General features: G+C 38.3%; 23 protein-coding genes. 13 read left to right on the forward strand and 10 right to left on the reverse strand.

Annotation, left to right across the window (positions count from 1 at the left end; genetic code table 11):
- Positions 1-22: 22 nt before the first annotated feature.
- From tsaB to radC, 3 genes are read right to left on the reverse strand one after another with little or no spacing between them, the layout of a single operon-like run.
- On the reverse strand, positions 23-673 hold the full coding sequence (gene tsaB, locus AB8525_RS02185) for a tRNA (adenosine(37)-N6)-threonylcarbamoyltransferase complex dimerization subunit type 1 TsaB (RefSeq protein WP_369178320.1): 651 nt from the start codon (positions 671-673) through the stop codon (positions 23-25).
- 4 nt (positions 674-677) lie between these two features.
- A complete protein-coding gene (locus AB8525_RS02190; RefSeq protein ID WP_369178322.1) occupies positions 678-1,319 on the reverse strand; it encodes a transglycosylase domain-containing protein in 642 nt (213 codons plus the stop codon).
- Complete coding sequence (gene radC, locus AB8525_RS02195) at positions 1,319-1,996, reverse strand: DNA repair protein RadC (protein WP_369178324.1); 678 nt, start codon at positions 1,994-1,996, stop codon at positions 1,319-1,321. The genes AB8525_RS02190 and radC overlap by 1 nt, the downstream gene beginning before the upstream one ends.
- Before the next feature lie 117 nt (positions 1,997-2,113).
- Between radC and AB8525_RS02200 the strand changes: the two genes are divergently transcribed.
- The 4 genes from AB8525_RS02200 (at position 2,114) to rplI (ending at position 3,573) form a co-directional block, all read left to right on the forward strand.
- Positions 2,114-2,269, forward strand: a complete 156-nt coding sequence (locus AB8525_RS02200) for a hypothetical protein (RefSeq protein ID WP_369178326.1) — start codon at positions 2,114-2,116, stop codon at positions 2,267-2,269.
- Between the two features lie 224 nt (positions 2,270-2,493).
- The gene (rpsF, locus tag AB8525_RS02205; protein WP_369152255.1) at positions 2,494-2,844 is read left to right on the forward strand and encodes a 30S ribosomal protein S6; all 351 of its coding nucleotides are present in this window, start codon (positions 2,494-2,496) and stop codon (positions 2,842-2,844) included.
- A gap of 9 nt (positions 2,845-2,853) precedes the next feature.
- A complete protein-coding gene (rpsR, locus tag AB8525_RS02210; protein WP_071565110.1) occupies positions 2,854-3,108 on the forward strand; it encodes a 30S ribosomal protein S18 in 255 nt (84 codons plus the stop codon).
- Positions 3,109-3,117: 9 nt separating this feature from the next.
- On the forward strand, positions 3,118-3,573 hold the full coding sequence (gene rplI, locus AB8525_RS02215) for a 50S ribosomal protein L9 (RefSeq protein WP_369178327.1): 456 nt from the start codon (positions 3,118-3,120) through the stop codon (positions 3,571-3,573).
- 55 nt (positions 3,574-3,628) lie between these two features.
- Here rplI and AB8525_RS02220 read toward each other — a convergent pair whose 3' ends face one another.
- Complete coding sequence (locus tag AB8525_RS02220; protein ID WP_369150313.1) at positions 3,629-3,778, reverse strand: hypothetical protein; 150 nt, start codon at positions 3,776-3,778, stop codon at positions 3,629-3,631.
- 42 nt (positions 3,779-3,820) lie between these two features.
- Here AB8525_RS02220 and dnaB point away from each other — a divergent pair, with 42 nt between their 5' ends.
- Genes dnaB through AB8525_RS02245 form a run of 5 tightly spaced genes read left to right on the forward strand, consistent with a single transcriptional unit; the run spans position 3,821 to position 8,379 of the window.
- Positions 3,821-5,293 (forward strand): replicative DNA helicase, encoded by a 1,473-nt coding sequence (dnaB, locus tag AB8525_RS02225; RefSeq protein WP_369178329.1) that lies wholly within the window; start codon positions 3,821-3,823, stop codon positions 5,291-5,293.
- Positions 5,294-5,296: 3 nt separating this feature from the next.
- A complete protein-coding gene (gene alr / locus AB8525_RS02230; protein WP_369178330.1) occupies positions 5,297-6,352 on the forward strand; it encodes an alanine racemase in 1,056 nt (351 codons plus the stop codon).
- Positions 6,345-7,046 (forward strand): metallophosphoesterase, encoded by a 702-nt coding sequence (locus AB8525_RS02235; RefSeq protein ID WP_369178332.1) that lies wholly within the window; start codon positions 6,345-6,347, stop codon positions 7,044-7,046. Before alr ends, AB8525_RS02235 begins: the two co-directional genes overlap by 8 nt.
- Positions 7,043-7,498 (forward strand): DUF1249 domain-containing protein, encoded by a 456-nt coding sequence (locus AB8525_RS02240; protein WP_369178334.1) that lies wholly within the window; start codon positions 7,043-7,045, stop codon positions 7,496-7,498. Before AB8525_RS02235 ends, AB8525_RS02240 begins: the two co-directional genes overlap by 4 nt.
- The gene (locus AB8525_RS02245; protein WP_369152264.1) at positions 7,477-8,379 is read left to right on the forward strand and encodes a 5'-nucleotidase; all 903 of its coding nucleotides are present in this window, start codon (positions 7,477-7,479) and stop codon (positions 8,377-8,379) included. The genes AB8525_RS02240 and AB8525_RS02245 overlap by 22 nt, the downstream gene beginning before the upstream one ends.
- Before the next feature lie 2 nt (positions 8,380-8,381).
- Here AB8525_RS02245 and AB8525_RS02250 read toward each other — a convergent pair whose 3' ends face one another.
- Both AB8525_RS02250 and AB8525_RS02255 read right to left on the reverse strand, forming a co-directional pair.
- Complete coding sequence (locus AB8525_RS02250; RefSeq protein ID WP_369178336.1) at positions 8,382-8,561, reverse strand: LytTR family DNA-binding domain-containing protein; 180 nt, start codon at positions 8,559-8,561, stop codon at positions 8,382-8,384.
- A complete protein-coding gene (locus AB8525_RS02255; protein ID WP_369150368.1) occupies positions 8,543-8,692 on the reverse strand; it encodes a hypothetical protein in 150 nt (49 codons plus the stop codon). The genes AB8525_RS02250 and AB8525_RS02255 overlap by 19 nt, the downstream gene beginning before the upstream one ends.
- A gap of 86 nt (positions 8,693-8,778) precedes the next feature.
- On the opposite strand from AB8525_RS02255, the gene hisS reads away from it, so the two are divergent.
- Genes hisS through der form a run of 3 tightly spaced genes read left to right on the forward strand, consistent with a single transcriptional unit; the run spans position 8,779 to position 12,071 of the window.
- The gene (gene hisS / locus AB8525_RS02260; protein ID WP_369178337.1) at positions 8,779-10,041 is read left to right on the forward strand and encodes a histidine--tRNA ligase; all 1,263 of its coding nucleotides are present in this window, start codon (positions 8,779-8,781) and stop codon (positions 10,039-10,041) included.
- 4 nt (positions 10,042-10,045) lie between these two features.
- Positions 10,046-10,657, forward strand: a complete 612-nt coding sequence (locus AB8525_RS02265) for a YfgM family protein (RefSeq protein WP_369152269.1) — start codon at positions 10,046-10,048, stop codon at positions 10,655-10,657.
- Between the two features lie 10 nt (positions 10,658-10,667).
- Positions 10,668-12,071: a ribosome biogenesis GTPase Der gene (gene der / locus AB8525_RS02270; protein WP_369178339.1), complete on the forward strand. Its 1,404-nt coding sequence runs from the start codon at positions 10,668-10,670 to the stop codon at positions 12,069-12,071.
- Here the strand turns inward: der and AB8525_RS02275 are convergent.
- The 4 genes from AB8525_RS02275 to AB8525_RS02290 all read right to left on the reverse strand — a co-directional run bounded on the left by AB8525_RS02275 (position 12,055) and on the right by AB8525_RS02290 (position 14,503).
- Positions 12,055-12,435: a hypothetical protein gene (locus AB8525_RS02275; protein WP_369178341.1), complete on the reverse strand. Its 381-nt coding sequence runs from the start codon at positions 12,433-12,435 to the stop codon at positions 12,055-12,057. The genes der and AB8525_RS02275 overlap by 17 nt on opposite strands.
- Complete coding sequence (locus tag AB8525_RS02280; protein WP_369152275.1) at positions 12,432-12,599, reverse strand: hypothetical protein; 168 nt, start codon at positions 12,597-12,599, stop codon at positions 12,432-12,434. Before AB8525_RS02280 ends, AB8525_RS02275 begins: the two co-directional genes overlap by 4 nt.
- A gap of 15 nt (positions 12,600-12,614) precedes the next feature.
- The gene (locus AB8525_RS02285; RefSeq protein WP_369178343.1) at positions 12,615-14,255 is read right to left on the reverse strand and encodes a CTP synthase; all 1,641 of its coding nucleotides are present in this window, start codon (positions 14,253-14,255) and stop codon (positions 12,615-12,617) included.
- Positions 14,256-14,332: 77 nt separating this feature from the next.
- A complete protein-coding gene (locus AB8525_RS02290) occupies positions 14,333-14,503 on the reverse strand; it encodes a hypothetical protein (RefSeq protein WP_369152278.1) in 171 nt (56 codons plus the stop codon).
- A 4-nt stretch (positions 14,504-14,507) separates the two neighbouring features.
- Here AB8525_RS02290 and AB8525_RS02295 point away from each other — a divergent pair, with 4 nt between their 5' ends.
- On the forward strand, positions 14,508-14,702 hold the full coding sequence (locus AB8525_RS02295; RefSeq protein WP_369178344.1) for a hypothetical protein: 195 nt from the start codon (positions 14,508-14,510) through the stop codon (positions 14,700-14,702).

Here is a 14,702-nt window from a genome sequence, read left to right on the forward strand (position 1 = left end):
TAATTTATTGATTAAATCTAGATTATTTTAACGACTTTTTTGCCACATTGTTGCGTAAATAAGTCGGCAATGGCAATTCATCACTTTCTTTTGACTCCTTACCAATATATAGGGCAATCAAATTCTCAGATTTGGGATAAAAATCGCTTACAAAGTTATCTACTCCCGACTGTCGAGAAAGTGCCTCCCCATACGCACCCCAGCCAGTGCCAACGCCAATAAAATCACTACTCAAAATATCTATTTCGTCAGGTTTTGCAATGCGTTCAGCACTCAAAATACCTTCCTCATATACCCCCCAATATACCTCTCTCATCCGTGCATCAAGTGCTACAGCTACCTTATCGGTTTTATACTTTTGTGCTGCACCAAAACCCATCACTTCAAGTGTTGAGAACCCTAGCGTTGGAATATCATACGCCAACGACATCCCCTGCACCACACTGACGCACATCCGCACCCCCGTAAATGCACCTGGGCCTTGGGTATAAACAATCACATCCAAATCTGCCACTGACAAACCTGCTTGTGCAAAGACCTCATCACATAATGGCAATACCAAACTGGAACTTTTTGCCACATCTTGGACAAAACGCGAGATGATTTCACCTCGCGAATAAAGACTAACAGAACACACTTCAGTACAGGTATCAATGGCGAGAATAGTTTGCATTCGACTATTTTACAATCTTTTGATTCGTATGATACAAGTGTAACACCAACTTTTGCCGTTGCAATAACCGCTGTGGTCGTTTAATCGGATTGTAATAACTCGGTCCTTTAAGCAATGCCACCAAGGCTGACAACCTTTCTAAAGGCAACGCCCTAACATCTTGATTAAAATAAAATTGTGCCGCACGCTCAAATCCGCGTACCTCATAATTGCCTTTTTGCCCCAAATACACGCTGTTCATATAACGCGTCAAAATCGTCTGCTTATCAAACGAAACTTCCAACAAAAATGCCATCAAACCTTCTTTAAACTTACGCTCAAAAGTTTTCTCACGCGTCAGTAACGAACTTTTAATCAACTGCTGTGTAATAGTACTCGCACCGCGTATCGGCTTATCATAAAGCCAATAATCACGCGCTACCCTGCCAATTTCCACAAAGTCTACGCCCGAATGTTTAAAAAATGATTGATCTTCCACAATTAATAACATGTTAATTAACTCAACAGGATACTCCTTTAAATCCAAATGAGAATCAATAGAAGCCAAAGGCTTTGAAAATTCTTCTTTCACCACCGTATGCAACTGATTTAAATACACGGCAAAAACCACAGCCCCAAGCAAAATCACCCATTTAAACCACTTCATCATATGTCCCCTCGTTGTGCTAAACTCTCAAATCGCCCCTTATCGCCAATCACAATATGATCCAATACCCGCACATCAATCAACGCCAACGCACCCTTAATTTTGTGCGTAATATTAATATCTGCCTGTGATGGTGTCGGGTCGCCAGATGGATGATTGTGTGCCAAAATTACAGCAGCCGCATCCTTATCCAACACAACTTTCACCACCTCTCGTGAATGTACACTGGCTTGATTTAGCGTGCCAGTAAATAAATTTACCAACTCAATTAACTGATGTTTTTGATTTAACAGTAACACAGCAAAAATCTCTCGGCTGGTGTTGCCAATATGTAAATGTAAATAATTCGCACAAGCTTTAGGGCTAGTAAATACATCGACTTTGCTCAAACCTGATTCAAAATGTCGCTTTGCCATCTCCAGCACAGCCTTAAGATTGGTATATTTTGCTTGACCTAGCCCCTTACCTTGGCAAAACTCATCTTCACTTGCATTTAACAAATTATAAAGAGAGCCAAATTGATCAAGTAAATCTTGTGCCAACGCCACTGCACTCTTACCCTTTATACCCGTGCGTAAGAATATCGCCAACAACTCGGCATCAGTTAAACTTTCCTCACCAAATTTAAGTAGTTTTTCTCTGGGTCTATCGTTTTCGTGCCAGTCAGTTATTGCCATTGCTTTATTATAAAGGTCTTTTCACATTGTGAATGATTGAAATGATGAGTGTTTATTTTTATGAGATCATTAAATTAGTATTCTAAGAAATAACCCTCATGAGACCTTTGCATAAATATGAATAATCATCAAAACGCCATCTTTCATCAAATTACAAACTTTTTAAAAACACCCTTAGCCCTGCTAGGAGTGGATTTAAAAAATTTCCAATTTAATAAAATCTGTCATTTTGCTAATCATCCCTATTTATGCAAAGGTCTCCTCATGTATTAATTTTTTTTCACCCAAAAAAAGATAGTAGCATTGGATACCATTGAAAAATGCTTAAATGACTCTAAAATGAATGAAAAAATATAGAAAAAAGTGCGTTATAGACGCATGACGCATACAATTGAATCCATTTAGTTTAAATAAATGTGTATAATGTCCTTTCCCTTGCTTGACTGGGTGTAACTCGGCAAGCTATTTTTTTTAATAACCATAAGGAGAAAACACTCATGAGACACTATGAGATTACACTAATTGTGCATCCTGACCAATCTGCACAGGTTGGAACAATGATGGACAAATACAAAGAAATGATTACTGCTGATGGCGGTAATATTCATCGCGAAGAAGACTGGGGTCGTAAACACCTCGCTTATCCAATCAACAAAATCTATAAAGCACATTACTTGATGTTAAATATCGAATGTAATCAAGATACACTTGACAAGTTGAATTATAATTTCCGTTTCAATGACGCTATTCTTAGAAATTTAATCATTTCTAAAAAGATTGCCATCACTGAACCTTCAATTATGATGACGACTAAAGACGCTGATAAAGAAAGAAAAGAGAGAAAATAGGAGATTATTATGGCTAAGCAACAAAAAAGAAAACGCAGACCTCAGATTAAAATCAACACTTTTTGCCGTTTTACAGCAGCAGGTGTTAAAGAGATTGACTATAAAGAAGTAGATGTCTTGTTAAAGAATATTGACGAAGGTGGCAAAATTACCCCGTCAAGAATGACAGGAACAAGCGCTAAATTTCAGCGTCAATTAACCACTGCAATCAAACGCGCTAGATTTTTAGCATTGATTCCTTACACTGACAAACACAAAAAATAGGAGTTGATTATGCAAGTAATTTTATTAGAAACAATTGGTAAATTAGGTGGCTTAGGCGACACAGCAAATGTTAAATCTGGCTATGCGCGTAACTTTCTAATTCCACAAGGTAAAGCCAAGCCAGCAACTGCGGCTAATATGGCTGAATTTGAAGCAATCAAAGCTGACTTACAAGCGAAAGAAGCAGAAACTATTAAAGTAGCAGAAACGCAAGCAGCGGCAATGAATGGCGTGGTTTGCACACTGAAAGTAAATGCAAGTGAAGAAGGTAAATTGTTCGGCTCTGTTAGTACAGCAGACATTGTTATAAGTTTAGCAGCAGCAGGTCACGAAGTTGAAAAACGCAATATCAATATGTCTGAAGCAATTCATCATATTGGTGAATATACTGTTAGCGTTGTGCTGCACACCAACATTAGCGTTGATGTGAAAGTCATCGTTGAAGCTTCGGAAGAAGAGCAGTAAAACTGATAACAAATTCAGTTAAAATAAAAACCCTCTAAACGAGGGTTTTTTTATTTCAAACGAGACCTTTGCATAAATAGGGATGATTAGCAAAATGACAGATTTTATTAAATTGGAAATTTTTTAAATCCACTCCTAGCAGGGCTAAGGGTGTTTTTAAAAAGTTTGTAATTTGATGAAAGATGGCGTTTTGATGATTATTCATATTTATGCAAAGGTCTCCAAACATATTATTTATTAAGGCATTATGAATATCGATAACATTAAAGTACCACCAAATTCTATAGAGTCAGAGCAATCTGTACTTGGTGGTTTGCTGATGCATAATGAAGCATGGGATGATGTGGCTGATGTATTGACGGCAGAAGATTTTTATGTGCCTGCACATCGTATTATTTTTGATGCAATACACATACTTTTAGAGCATGGCGATCCGGCGGATATTTTAACAGTTAAAGAACGACTAAAAAAAACAGGCGATGAAGAAACAGTGGGTGGCTTTGAATATTTGGCACAAATCGCTGAAAGTACACCGAGTATTAGTAATGTAAAAACCTATGCTCAATATGTGCGTGAGTTGTCTGTCTATCGTCAGTTAATTATGGTCAGTCAAGAAATTGCAGATGCCGCTTATCGTCCGAAAGACATTGAAATGCAAGAATTGATTGATTTGTCTGAACGAAAAATATTTGAAATTGCAGAGCAAATTACCCGTGGCAAACAAGATGTGGTTAACCTTAAAACTATTACCAAAGATGTTGCTAATCGGGTGCAAGAATGGGCAGAGACCAAAGGTTCGGTAACTGGTTTAGAAACTGGGTTTGTTGATTTGGATGAAAAAACTTCGGGCTTGCAAAATGGGGATTTAATCATTGTTGCAGGTCGACCTTCAATGGGAAAAACAGCGTTTGCGATGAATATTGTGGGCAATGTGGCAATTGAACAAGGTAAGCCAGTATTGGTATTTTCGCTAGAAATGCCGACTGAGGCATTGACATTAAGAATGATTTCTTCCTTTGGACACATTGACAGCAAAAAAATTCGCAAAGGTGAGATGACGGAAACTGATTGGAATAGTTTTAGTCATGCAATTACTGCCATTGATAAAAACAATATTTTGATTGATGAAACCCCTTCCATTACCCCGACAGAAATTCGTGCAAAGGCGCGTCGTATTAAACGGCAATATCCTAATTTGTCACTGATTATGGTGGATTATCTGCAGCTGATGACAGTGCATGGAAAAAGTGAAAACCGTGTGCAAGAAATTTCGGAAATCTCTCGCTCACTAAAAGCGCTTGCCAAAGAAATTAATGTGCCAGTGATTGCCCTATCGCAATTAAATCGTGGTGTTGAATCTCGCCCTAAGGCGGGCAAAGGGCGTATGCCTCAAATGTCTGATTTGCGTGAATCGGGTTCAATTGAGCAGGATGCGGACATCATTGCATTCGTCTATCGTGATGAGCAATATCACGATGAAACCTATTCTAATCCAGAAGAAGTGGGTAAGGCGGATTTGATGATTTCCAAGCATCGTAATGGAGAAACAGGAAATATTAAATTGGCGTGGATTGGGCAATATACCCGCTTTGAAAATTTGGCAAATGATTCTCAGGCGGCATACGCACCTGAAGATTGGCAGGTAGAAGCCACTGATATGCACAATGCCCCCAGTTTTGAGGACGATGGTGCGCCACATTTTGAAACAGAAGCGTTTTAAATGATGAATGCAGTTGCAGTTATTTCTCAATCTGCATTGGCACATAATCTACTGATTGTTAAAAATCAATCGTTAGCAAAAATCGTGGCAATGGTGAAAGCAAATGGCTATGGGCATCATCTGGATTTGCTGATGCCGTTGATTGACAATGCCGATATTTTGGCAGTCAGTGAATTGTCGGAAGCACAAAAATTGCGACAATTGACCAAACGCCCTATTCTTTTACTCTCAGGCGTTTATTCTAAGGAAACCTTGCAACAGGCGATTGCGTTAGAGTGTCAAATTGTCGTGCATCACCCATCACAAATCTCCATTATCAATCATAGCAGCAAGGCACTGAGTGTCTGGCTAAAAGTGGATACAGGTATGCACCGATTGGGTTTGTCTGCCGATGAATATCAGCACTGTTTGACTGATTTTACAGCCAATTCATTGATTGGCATTGAATGCGTAATGAGCCATTTTGCTTGTGCCGATGAACTTGAAAACCCGATAAATCAAATGCAACTTAACGCATTTGAGCAACTAACTGACAAGCAAAATAACCGCTCTATGGCTAATTCTGCGGGCATTTTATCCAATCCACAATCGCATTTTGACTTTGTGCGTCCGGGTATTATGCTCTATGGTGCGTCGCCTATCGCCAACAATGATTTTGGCTTGCAACCAGTGATGCAACTCTCAGCTCCAATAATATCGATTAAAACTATCCGGGCAGGTGAATCAGTAGGCTACGGATTAACTTGGACTGCCGACAAAACAAGCCTAATTGCCATCATTGGCATTGGCTATGGCGATGGTTACCCCCGTCATGCAAAAAATGGCACGCCTGTTTTGATTAATGGCACACTGTATCCACTGGTGGGTCGTGTTTCTATGGATATGATTGTTGTGAATATCACGGATTCTGACACTACCAAAGTGGCAGTTGGTGATACTGCAATTTTATGGGGTGATGACAAATTGCGAGTAGAAACCGTGGCAGAATATAGCGATACCCTCAGTTATGAATTATTAACCAATGTCAGTCATCGGGTTAAATTTATTCGTGGTGCATAATTTTATCCAAATCAGCGATTGTCATATTGATGATAATCCACAATCAATGGGGGTTGATACTCACCAAAACCTAGCATGCATTATCAATGAAATTACCACTGTAAAAAGCGATGCTTTATTGATTAGTGGCGACTTGACGCATAATGGCACACTTAACTCTTATACAAAATTAAAAGAACTTTTGATTCCTGTGCAAAGTGATGTTTTTGTCATTAAAGGTAATCATGATTCAGATAATCTTACAACTATATTTGCAAAATGTTTGTTTAAAAAAATATCGCTTGGGGTGTGGGATATTGTTAGCATAAATTCTGTACAGGCTAACAAAACTAGTGGTTATCTCAGTAAAAATGCACTATCTGAATTAAACACCCAACTAAACCAATCAACTGCCAACTTTATTATCGTGATATTACACCACCCTATTGTACCAATGAATAGCACTTGGGACGATTCACTGTCGTTAGAAAATCCGCAAGATTTATTTGCAGTATTAGACAAATACACTAAAATACGGGCTGTATTATTTGGTCATGCACACGAATCTGCGGAATTTAACAAGCGGGGTTTAAAAATTATTGCCTGTCCATCAACGGCGGTGCAATTTACCGATGAAAAACGCATTGGCTTTAATTATTACACTCTAAATGACAATGGTCGTTTGGAATATGAAACGCGATGGGTGGCACAATGATAGAGGATGAATTTTTAAAATCACTATACACACAACGCGATACTAAAACTTACTCAGAAGTATCAGCGTTGTTTGAATTGAATTATCAGACGATTTTAAAATTAATTCCTGCACTCAAAGAAACCATACATAATAGTGTGATTCGCCATAAAAATGAGCAGGATTTGTATCTAATAATTGAAGAAAGAACGCCATACACAGGTACTTTCACGCTGACACATATTTTGGGCACAGTGAATCGTCCTAACATTAAATTTAAGGTATTTTTTGATGCAAAGTTGTTGGAAGTTTTATCAGTATGTAACGAAACTACGCTGAATAATTCGCACCCATATCTTGCACAATGCGACGATATGAATATACAATGGGAGTTGAATACTTTTATTGAAAAGTGGTTAAATTATTGTTTGGGAAAATATAAGGGAATGCTATGGCAGACAGTGAAGATGTGAATGCGAAGAAAAAATTAGTTGTTGCTATTTCATCAAGAGCATTATTTGATTTGGATAAATCGCATAAAATATTTAAAGAAAAAGGCGTTCAAGCATATGCCAAACACCAGCAAGAAAATGAGTCAGTAATATTAAACCCTGGTGTTGGATTTACTTTGGTAAAAAAACTACTTGCACTCAATAGTTCAAAAACACCGATTGATGTGATTTTACTTTCTCGTAATAGTGCGGATACGGGCTTGCGTATTTTTAATTCCATTGAACATTATGGCTTAACTATCGAGCGTGCCGCTTTTACTCGTGGCGAACCAACACATTCTTTGCTAGATGCTTTTGAGGCAGATTTATTTTTGTCCAGCCATTATGAAGATGTGCAAAAAGCCATAAAATCTGGCTTTGCTGCTGCTTCTATTATTGGTACTAGTTCTAAAAATGCACACAAAACTCAATTAAGAATTGCCTTTGATGGCGATGCAGTTTTATTTTCTGATGAAGCTGAAAAAGTTTATCAAGAAAGTGGCATTGAAGCTTTCTCAGAAAATGAAGAAAAATTTGCCAATATTGAACTCAAATCAGGTCCATTCAAACCTTTCTTAAAATCATTACACGATATTCAATCTTCTTTTCCCGAAAAAAACAATCCAATCAGAACCGCTCTCGTTACCGCTAGAGGTGCTCCATCACACAAACGCGTCATTCACACCATGCGTGCCTGGGATATTCGTATTGACGAGTCTTTCTTTTTAGGTGGGCTTGATAAAGGAAAATTTCTTAAAGAATTTGGTGCTGATATTTTCTTTGACGACCAACACAAACATTGCGAATCTGCCGCCCAATATGTATCAACTGGGCATGTGCCGAATGGCATTACTAACGAATAAACTCACATCTTTTTAAATAAACTAGCGTGATTACGACTGACCGATAAAGCGGTGTCGTCATCCAAATACACCATTAGTTTATCTTCTTCATTTTTAGATACCTTACTGATAAATTGCAGATTAACAATCGTGCTGCGGTGAATTGTCCAAAAATAATCTGCATCTAATTGAGACCTTTGCATAAATAGGGATGATTAGCAAAATGACAGATTTTATTAAATTGGAAATTTTTTAAATCCACTCCTAGCAGGGCTAAGGGTGTTTTTAAAAAGTTTGTAATTTGATGAAAGATGGCGTTTTGATGATTATTCATATTTATGCAAAGGTCTCGAATAGATAGAAAGGTTATTTTTAACGATGAGTGGTAAAATAAACACAATTTTATATTAGCCTGTTCCAATGATTAACAAAATCAACGCCATTCGCGGAATGAATGACCTGCTTCCTAGCGATTCTGCTGTATGGCTATCGTTGGAAAGAACAATCTTTGATTTGTTTACTTCTTATGGTTTTAAAAATATCCGCACCCCTGTGGTGGAAAAAACTGATACTTTTCATCGTGCGATTGGCAAGGCAACAGATATTGTTGAAAAGGAAATGTACACTTGGGCAGACTCAAATGGCGATTTATTAAGTCTTCGTCCTGAGAATACAGCAGGTGTGGTGCGTTGTATGATTGAACACAATTTGCCTAGAGAAGGAATTCAAAAAGTCTTTTATCAAGGGGCAATGTTTCGCCACGAACGACCGCAAAAAGGTCGTTATCGTCAATTTCATCAAATTGGTGCAGAAGTTTTTGGTGCAGATAATGCCAAAATAGACGCAGAATTAATTGCTATTACACATTCGCTTTGGCAAAAAATTGGGCTGAAAAATGTGCAGTTAGAAATCAATACGCTTGGCTCTGCCGAGGCACGAGCTAATTATCGTAAAGTGCTGGTAAAATATTTCACTGAGCATAAAAATCAATTAGATGGGGATTCTATTCGTCGTTTGAGCACCAACCCCTTAAGGATTTTGGATTCTAAAAATGAAGGTTTACAGGCATTAATTGAATCCGCACCTAAATTAATGAGTCATCTTGATGCAGAATCTGCACAGCATTTTGACGAATTTAAAGCCTATTTAGACTGCCTTGATATTCCATATATCATCAATACCCGTTTAGTGCGTGGCTTAGATTATTACAACCGCACTGTTTTTGAATGGACAACAACAGATTTAGGCGCACAAGGTACAATTTGTGCAGGTGGTCGATATGATGGATTGGTAGAGCAAATGGGAGGTAAGAATTGCCCTGCAGTTGGTTTTGCTTTGGGTTTGGAAAGATTGACTTTGCTGATACAAGCGCAAGGCTTGTCTATTGGTGAAAGGAAAAAATCTATATATATGGTTGCACTAGGTTACGAGGCACAGCGTAAATCGATGCAGATTGCCAAGCAACTGCATCAAGCATTGCCGCAGGTAATCCTTTATAATGACATCGGCATGGGCAGTTTTAAATCGCAGTTTAAAAAAGCCAATAAAGTCGATGCGGATTTTGCAATTATTTTAGGCGAGGAAGAAATTAACAACAATCAGGTGGCAATTAAGCCACTCAAAGGTCAGGGTGAACAGAAAAATATGAACCTTGAAGAAGCAATACATTATTTTAAAGGATGAAAAAATGAAAAATTTTATTGAAGTAGGTAAAACCGAGGAAGAGCAAGCAGAGCAAATCAAAAAGTGGCTAAAAGAAAATTTACCCCATATTATTATTGGCATCACCTTAGGTTTGGGTGGTATTTGGGGGTTTGATTATTATCAAGTAGCACAGAATGAAAAAGCAATTCAAGCTCGTATCAATTATCTATCAGTAGTTGCCAACCCAAATAATGCCAAAGTATTAACTACACTAAAGCAAGATGGTGGTGCTTACGCACAACAAGCCGAGTTGGTATTAGCACAACAAGCTGTGATAAAAGGTGATTATCAGAAGGCATTAGCCCTTTTATTGCCACTCACTAAAAGTGAAAATGAATTCCTAATGCACAACGCAAAACTCAGAATGGCTGCCGTCTATTTAGAGATAAAAAAACCCGATGAAGCACTTGCCATATTAGACGACAACAGTAATACAGCCTTTGGTACCTTGTATGACAACGCCAAAGGTGATGCCTACTTTGTTAAAGGCGATTTTGACACTGCTAGAAAACACTACCAAGCAGTTTTGGCACAATTGCCAAGAGAGTCAAAATTATTTAACTTAATTCAAATGAAACTCAACGATTTAAACTAATTACTTTCTAATGCCTGTCATTTCACTCGTTGGACGCCCAAATGTGGGTAAATCTACTATTTTCAATCGCTTAAGCAGTTCGCGTCAGGCGTTAGTGTCTGATTTTGAGGGGTTGACACGCGACCGTCAATACGCCGAAATAATATTTGACGAAGACACGCAAACACAGGCAACTATTATTGATACGGGTGGCTTAACTCAGCAAGATAATGTGATTGATAATGGCATTCAAACACAAGTATTAAATGCCTTAGAAGAATCCGATATTATCTATTTTATCGTCAGTGCGCGTGATGGTGTTATTGGTTTAGACAGAGAAATCGCCACTCAACTGCGAAAACTCAAAAAAGAAGTTGTCTTAGTTTGCAATAAAGCCGAAGGCTTAGACCCTTCTTTGGCAGTAGAATTTTACGAATTAGGTATGGGTGAGCCACAACTCATCTCGGCAGAGCACAGTCAGGGTATCGGTGATTTAATTGATTACACCTTGCCGAAATTTCCAAAAGAAATGGAAGTCAAAGAAGAAGACGAAGTTGAAATTGATGGTATTGCCGTGGCAGTTTTAGGCAGACCAAATGTAGGTAAATCAACTTTAATTAACCGTATTTTAGGTGAAGAACGCGTCCTTGCAATCGATTTACCCGGCACAACTCGGGACAGTATTTACATCCCTTTTGAACGCGAAGGGCAAGAATATACCTTGATTGACACTGCTGGTATTCGTCGCAAACGCTCCACTCACGAAAAAATTGAAATCTTCTCAATCATAAAAGCCAAAGAAGCCTTAGACCGTTCACATGTTGTTGTTTTAGTGCTTGATGCGAGTGAAGGCGTAACTGAGCAAGACGCCACTTTACTCGGTATGATTAGTGAAAAAGGCAGAGCCTTATTAATTGTGATCAACAAATGGGATGGCTTGGATGAATATCAAAAACAAGAAGTTAAACGCAAATTAGAAGTGAAATTATCGTTTGTGAATTACGCTTCTGTGCATTACATTTCTGCATTACACGGCTCAGGTGTGGGTAAATTATTCGCACCGATTATCAAAGCATATAATAATGCAGGCATACGACTTAGCACGCCAGAATTAAATATTATTTTAGAAAAAGCCAATACTGGACATCAGCCACCGCCTGTTAAAGGCAGACGCTTGAAAATTAAGTATGTCAATCAAACCGATACTTTTCCACCAACTCTGACTTTCCATGGTAACCACTTACAAAGTGTACCAAATGCTTATGACCGTTATTTGAAAAACTTTTTTATCAGTGCGTTAGGTTTAACCAATACGCCGATGAGAATTGAGTATAAAAGTGGCGACAATCCATTTAAAGGCAAAAAGAATGAGTTGAATGCAAGGCAGATTGCCAAAAAGCGTCGTTTAATGAAATTTATTAAGAAAAAGAAATGAACGCTGTAACTTTATCAAACTCAGCTACCAACTCACAATACCCATCTTCATAAATCATTGCTTGCGACGAATCATCACTACAGGCACATCCCGCCAATACTTCACGAAAAAATACCCCAATTTTGAATTGGATTTTTTGCTCAGTTTCCACATTTGAAAGCATCATCATCTCAATAGAATTTTCATCAATATTACCACCATACCGACAGCAGTCATTTAATGGTAAATCGCTTATCGGTAATAATTTGAACGCCTGTTTAAATGACTCAGCACTACTCACTGAGAACGCCGCATTAACCCAGTGCGGCTTATTTGACGAATTTTTGGGTGGGAAATTTTCTGTTTTATGTGTTTCATAAATCACACTAAGTTATCACTTACGCAGAGACCTTTGCATAAATAGGGATGATTAGCAAAATGACAGATTTTATTAAATTGGAAATTTTTTAAATCCACTCCTAGCAGGGCCAAGGGTGTTTTTAAAAAGTTTGTAATTTGATGAAAGATGGCGTTTTGATGATTATTCATATTTATGCAAAGGTCTCACGCAGACAGAATAAGGTTGTGTGCCTTAGTAGCTGCCTTAACAAAACCCTCAAACAATGGATGTCCATCACGCGGTGAAGAGGTAAATTCTGGATGGAACTGACACGCCACAAACCAAGGATGATCTGTAATTTCAATCATTTCCACCAAACTACCATCGATTGAACGCCCAGAGATTTTTAACCCTGATTCTTCTAATTTTTCAATCAAAGTGTTATTAACTTCATAACGATGGCGATGGCGTTCGGTAATTACTTCTTTGCCGTAAATTTCTTTGGCTTTAGAATTGTTAGTTAATACACACTCTTGACCGCCCAAACGCATCGTACCGCCCAAATCAGAATCAGCATCACGCGTTTGTGTACTGCCATATTCATCTTGCCATTCGGTGATTAAACCCACCACGGGATGCGGCGTAGTCGCATCAAATTCGGTGCTATTCGCACCGCCCATATTCGCCACATTACGCGCATATTCAATCACTGCGACTTGCATACCTAAGCAAATGCCCAAATAAGGAATATTATTTTCTCGTGCGTAAGCCACAGTGGCAATTTTGCCTTCAACCCCCCGATTACCAAAACCACCAGGAACTAAAATCGCACTCATTTCACTTAGGCAACCTGTGCCTGTTTTTTCGATTTCTTCCGAGTCAAAATAATGAATATTAACCTTGATTTTCGTATTGATACCTGCGTGTAATAAGGCTTCTGACAACGATTTATACGCCTCAGTTAAATCCATATATTTACCCACCATTGCAATATTAATATCCGCAGTCGGTGCATTTAATTTATCCACCACGCTATCCCATTCACTCAAATCAGTCGGCCTACAATCAAGTGCTAATTTATTCACCACCACCTCGTCCAATCCCTGCTCGTGCAAAGCTCTAGGCACTTTATAAATAGTATCCACATCCAACGAAGTGAACACCGAATCCGATGCCACATTAGTAAATAACGCAATTTTGGCTCGTTCTTCATCAGGCAATGGATACTCAGAACGACAAATCAAAATATCAGGCTGAATACCAATCCCACGCAATTCCTTCACAGAATGTTGCGTAGGTTTAGTTTTTAACTCGCCCGCCACTTTAAGATAAGGCAACAAAGTCAAATGAATAAATAAAGTATTCTCACGCCCCAATTCAAGGCTCATCTGTCTAATTGCCTCCAAAAATGGCAACGATTCAATATCACCTGCCGTACCACCAATCTCAACCAACGCCACATCAGCACCCGCCGCACCCGCCTGTGTCAAGTCTTTAATTTCATTAGTAATATGCGGCACAATCTGCACCGTTGCACCCAAATAATCACCCCGACGCTCCCGCTCAATTACGCGTTGATACACTCGTCCTGCAGTAAAGTTATTTTTCTTACCCAACTGCAAACGCACAAATCGCTCATAATGCCCTAAATCTAAATCCGTTTCCGCACCATCATTAGTCACAAAAACCTCCCCATGCTGAAAAGGACTCATTGTGCCTGGATCGACATTAATATAAGGGTCTAACTTAAGCATTGTAATCTTAAGTCCACGAGATTCGAGCAAGGTTGCCAGAGAAGCTGAAGCGATGCCCTTCCCTAAAGAAGAAACCACACCGCCAGTAATAAAGATATATTTTGTCGCCATTGAAAAGTAACAAAGTTGAAAAAGTAATGATACCCTAATTTTGTATTTTTTAAACTAATTCATCGGTAAAATTGCTACTATGGGCTAAAAAACTTTATCACTAAGAGACCTTTGCATAAATAGGGATGATTAGCAAAATGACAGATTTTATTAAATTGGAAATTTTTTAAATCCACTCCTAGCAGGGCTAAGGGTGTTTTTAAAAAGTTTGTAATTTGATGAAAGATGGCGTTTTGATGATTATTCATATTTATGCAAAGGTCTCTATCTAAATTATTCGTCAACTGCCAAATCAATAAAGTGTATGGCGATACACCAAAAAATCATCCGAAAAATTTGCAGTTGCAGGCAATTAGTTTGACTTTTGAGTACCCGCTAACGAAAACAAAAGTGGAAATAAATCTGAAAAATACGCTTAAATTAAGCGATAATATGTTACTTTTTTAA

Origin of the sequence: Candidatus Thiodubiliella endoseptemdiera, from assembly GCF_964212635.1 — a bacterium.
In the GTDB taxonomy this organism is placed as follows: Bacteria; Pseudomonadota; Gammaproteobacteria; order PS1; family Pseudothioglobaceae; genus Thiodubiliella; species Thiodubiliella endoseptemdiera.

What these genes read in the sequence shown, in the direction of transcription:
- tsaB (WP_369178320.1), bottom strand. Translation starts at nt 673, where the DNA reads ATGCAAACTATTCTCGCCATTGATACCTGTACTGAAGTGTGTTCTGTT.
- AB8525_RS02190 (WP_369178322.1), bottom strand. Translation starts at nt 1,319, where the DNA reads ATGAAGTGGTTTAAATGGGTGATTTTGCTTGGGGCTGTGGTTTTTGCC.
- radC (WP_369178324.1), bottom strand. Translation starts at nt 1,996, where the DNA reads ATGGCAATAACTGACTGGCACGAAAACGATAGACCCAGAGAAAAACTA.
- AB8525_RS02200 (WP_369178326.1), top strand. Translation starts at nt 2,114, where the DNA reads ATGAATAATCATCAAAACGCCATCTTTCATCAAATTACAAACTTTTTA.
- rpsF (WP_369152255.1), top strand. Translation starts at nt 2,494, where the DNA reads ATGAGACACTATGAGATTACACTAATTGTGCATCCTGACCAATCTGCA.
- rpsR (WP_071565110.1), top strand. Translation starts at nt 2,854, where the DNA reads ATGGCTAAGCAACAAAAAAGAAAACGCAGACCTCAGATTAAAATCAAC.
- rplI (WP_369178327.1), top strand. Translation starts at nt 3,118, where the DNA reads ATGCAAGTAATTTTATTAGAAACAATTGGTAAATTAGGTGGCTTAGGC.
- AB8525_RS02220 (WP_369150313.1), bottom strand. Translation starts at nt 3,778, where the DNA reads ATGAATAATCATCAAAACGCCATCTTTCATCAAATTACAAACTTTTTA.
- dnaB (WP_369178329.1), top strand. Translation starts at nt 3,821, where the DNA reads ATGAATATCGATAACATTAAAGTACCACCAAATTCTATAGAGTCAGAG.
- alr (WP_369178330.1), top strand. Translation starts at nt 5,297, where the DNA reads ATGAATGCAGTTGCAGTTATTTCTCAATCTGCATTGGCACATAATCTA.
- AB8525_RS02240 (WP_369178334.1), top strand. Translation starts at nt 7,043, where the DNA reads ATGATAGAGGATGAATTTTTAAAATCACTATACACACAACGCGATACT.
- AB8525_RS02245 (WP_369152264.1), top strand. Translation starts at nt 7,477, where the DNA reads ATGGCAGACAGTGAAGATGTGAATGCGAAGAAAAAATTAGTTGTTGCT.
- AB8525_RS02250 (WP_369178336.1), bottom strand. Translation starts at nt 8,561, where the DNA reads ATGCAAAGGTCTCAATTAGATGCAGATTATTTTTGGACAATTCACCGC.
- AB8525_RS02255 (WP_369150368.1), bottom strand. Translation starts at nt 8,692, where the DNA reads ATGAATAATCATCAAAACGCCATCTTTCATCAAATTACAAACTTTTTA.
- hisS (WP_369178337.1), top strand. Translation starts at nt 8,779, where the DNA reads ATGATTAACAAAATCAACGCCATTCGCGGAATGAATGACCTGCTTCCT.
- AB8525_RS02265 (WP_369152269.1), top strand. Translation starts at nt 10,046, where the DNA reads ATGAAAAATTTTATTGAAGTAGGTAAAACCGAGGAAGAGCAAGCAGAG.
- der (WP_369178339.1), top strand. Translation starts at nt 10,668, where the DNA reads ATGCCTGTCATTTCACTCGTTGGACGCCCAAATGTGGGTAAATCTACT.
- AB8525_RS02280 (WP_369152275.1), bottom strand. Translation starts at nt 12,599, where the DNA reads ATGAATAATCATCAAAACGCCATCTTTCATCAAATTACAAACTTTTTA.
- AB8525_RS02285 (WP_369178343.1), bottom strand. Translation starts at nt 14,255, where the DNA reads ATGGCGACAAAATATATCTTTATTACTGGCGGTGTGGTTTCTTCTTTA.
- AB8525_RS02290 (WP_369152278.1), bottom strand. Translation starts at nt 14,503, where the DNA reads ATGAATAATCATCAAAACGCCATCTTTCATCAAATTACAAACTTTTTA.
- AB8525_RS02295 (WP_369178344.1), top strand. Translation starts at nt 14,508, where the DNA reads ATGCAAAGGTCTCTATCTAAATTATTCGTCAACTGCCAAATCAATAAA.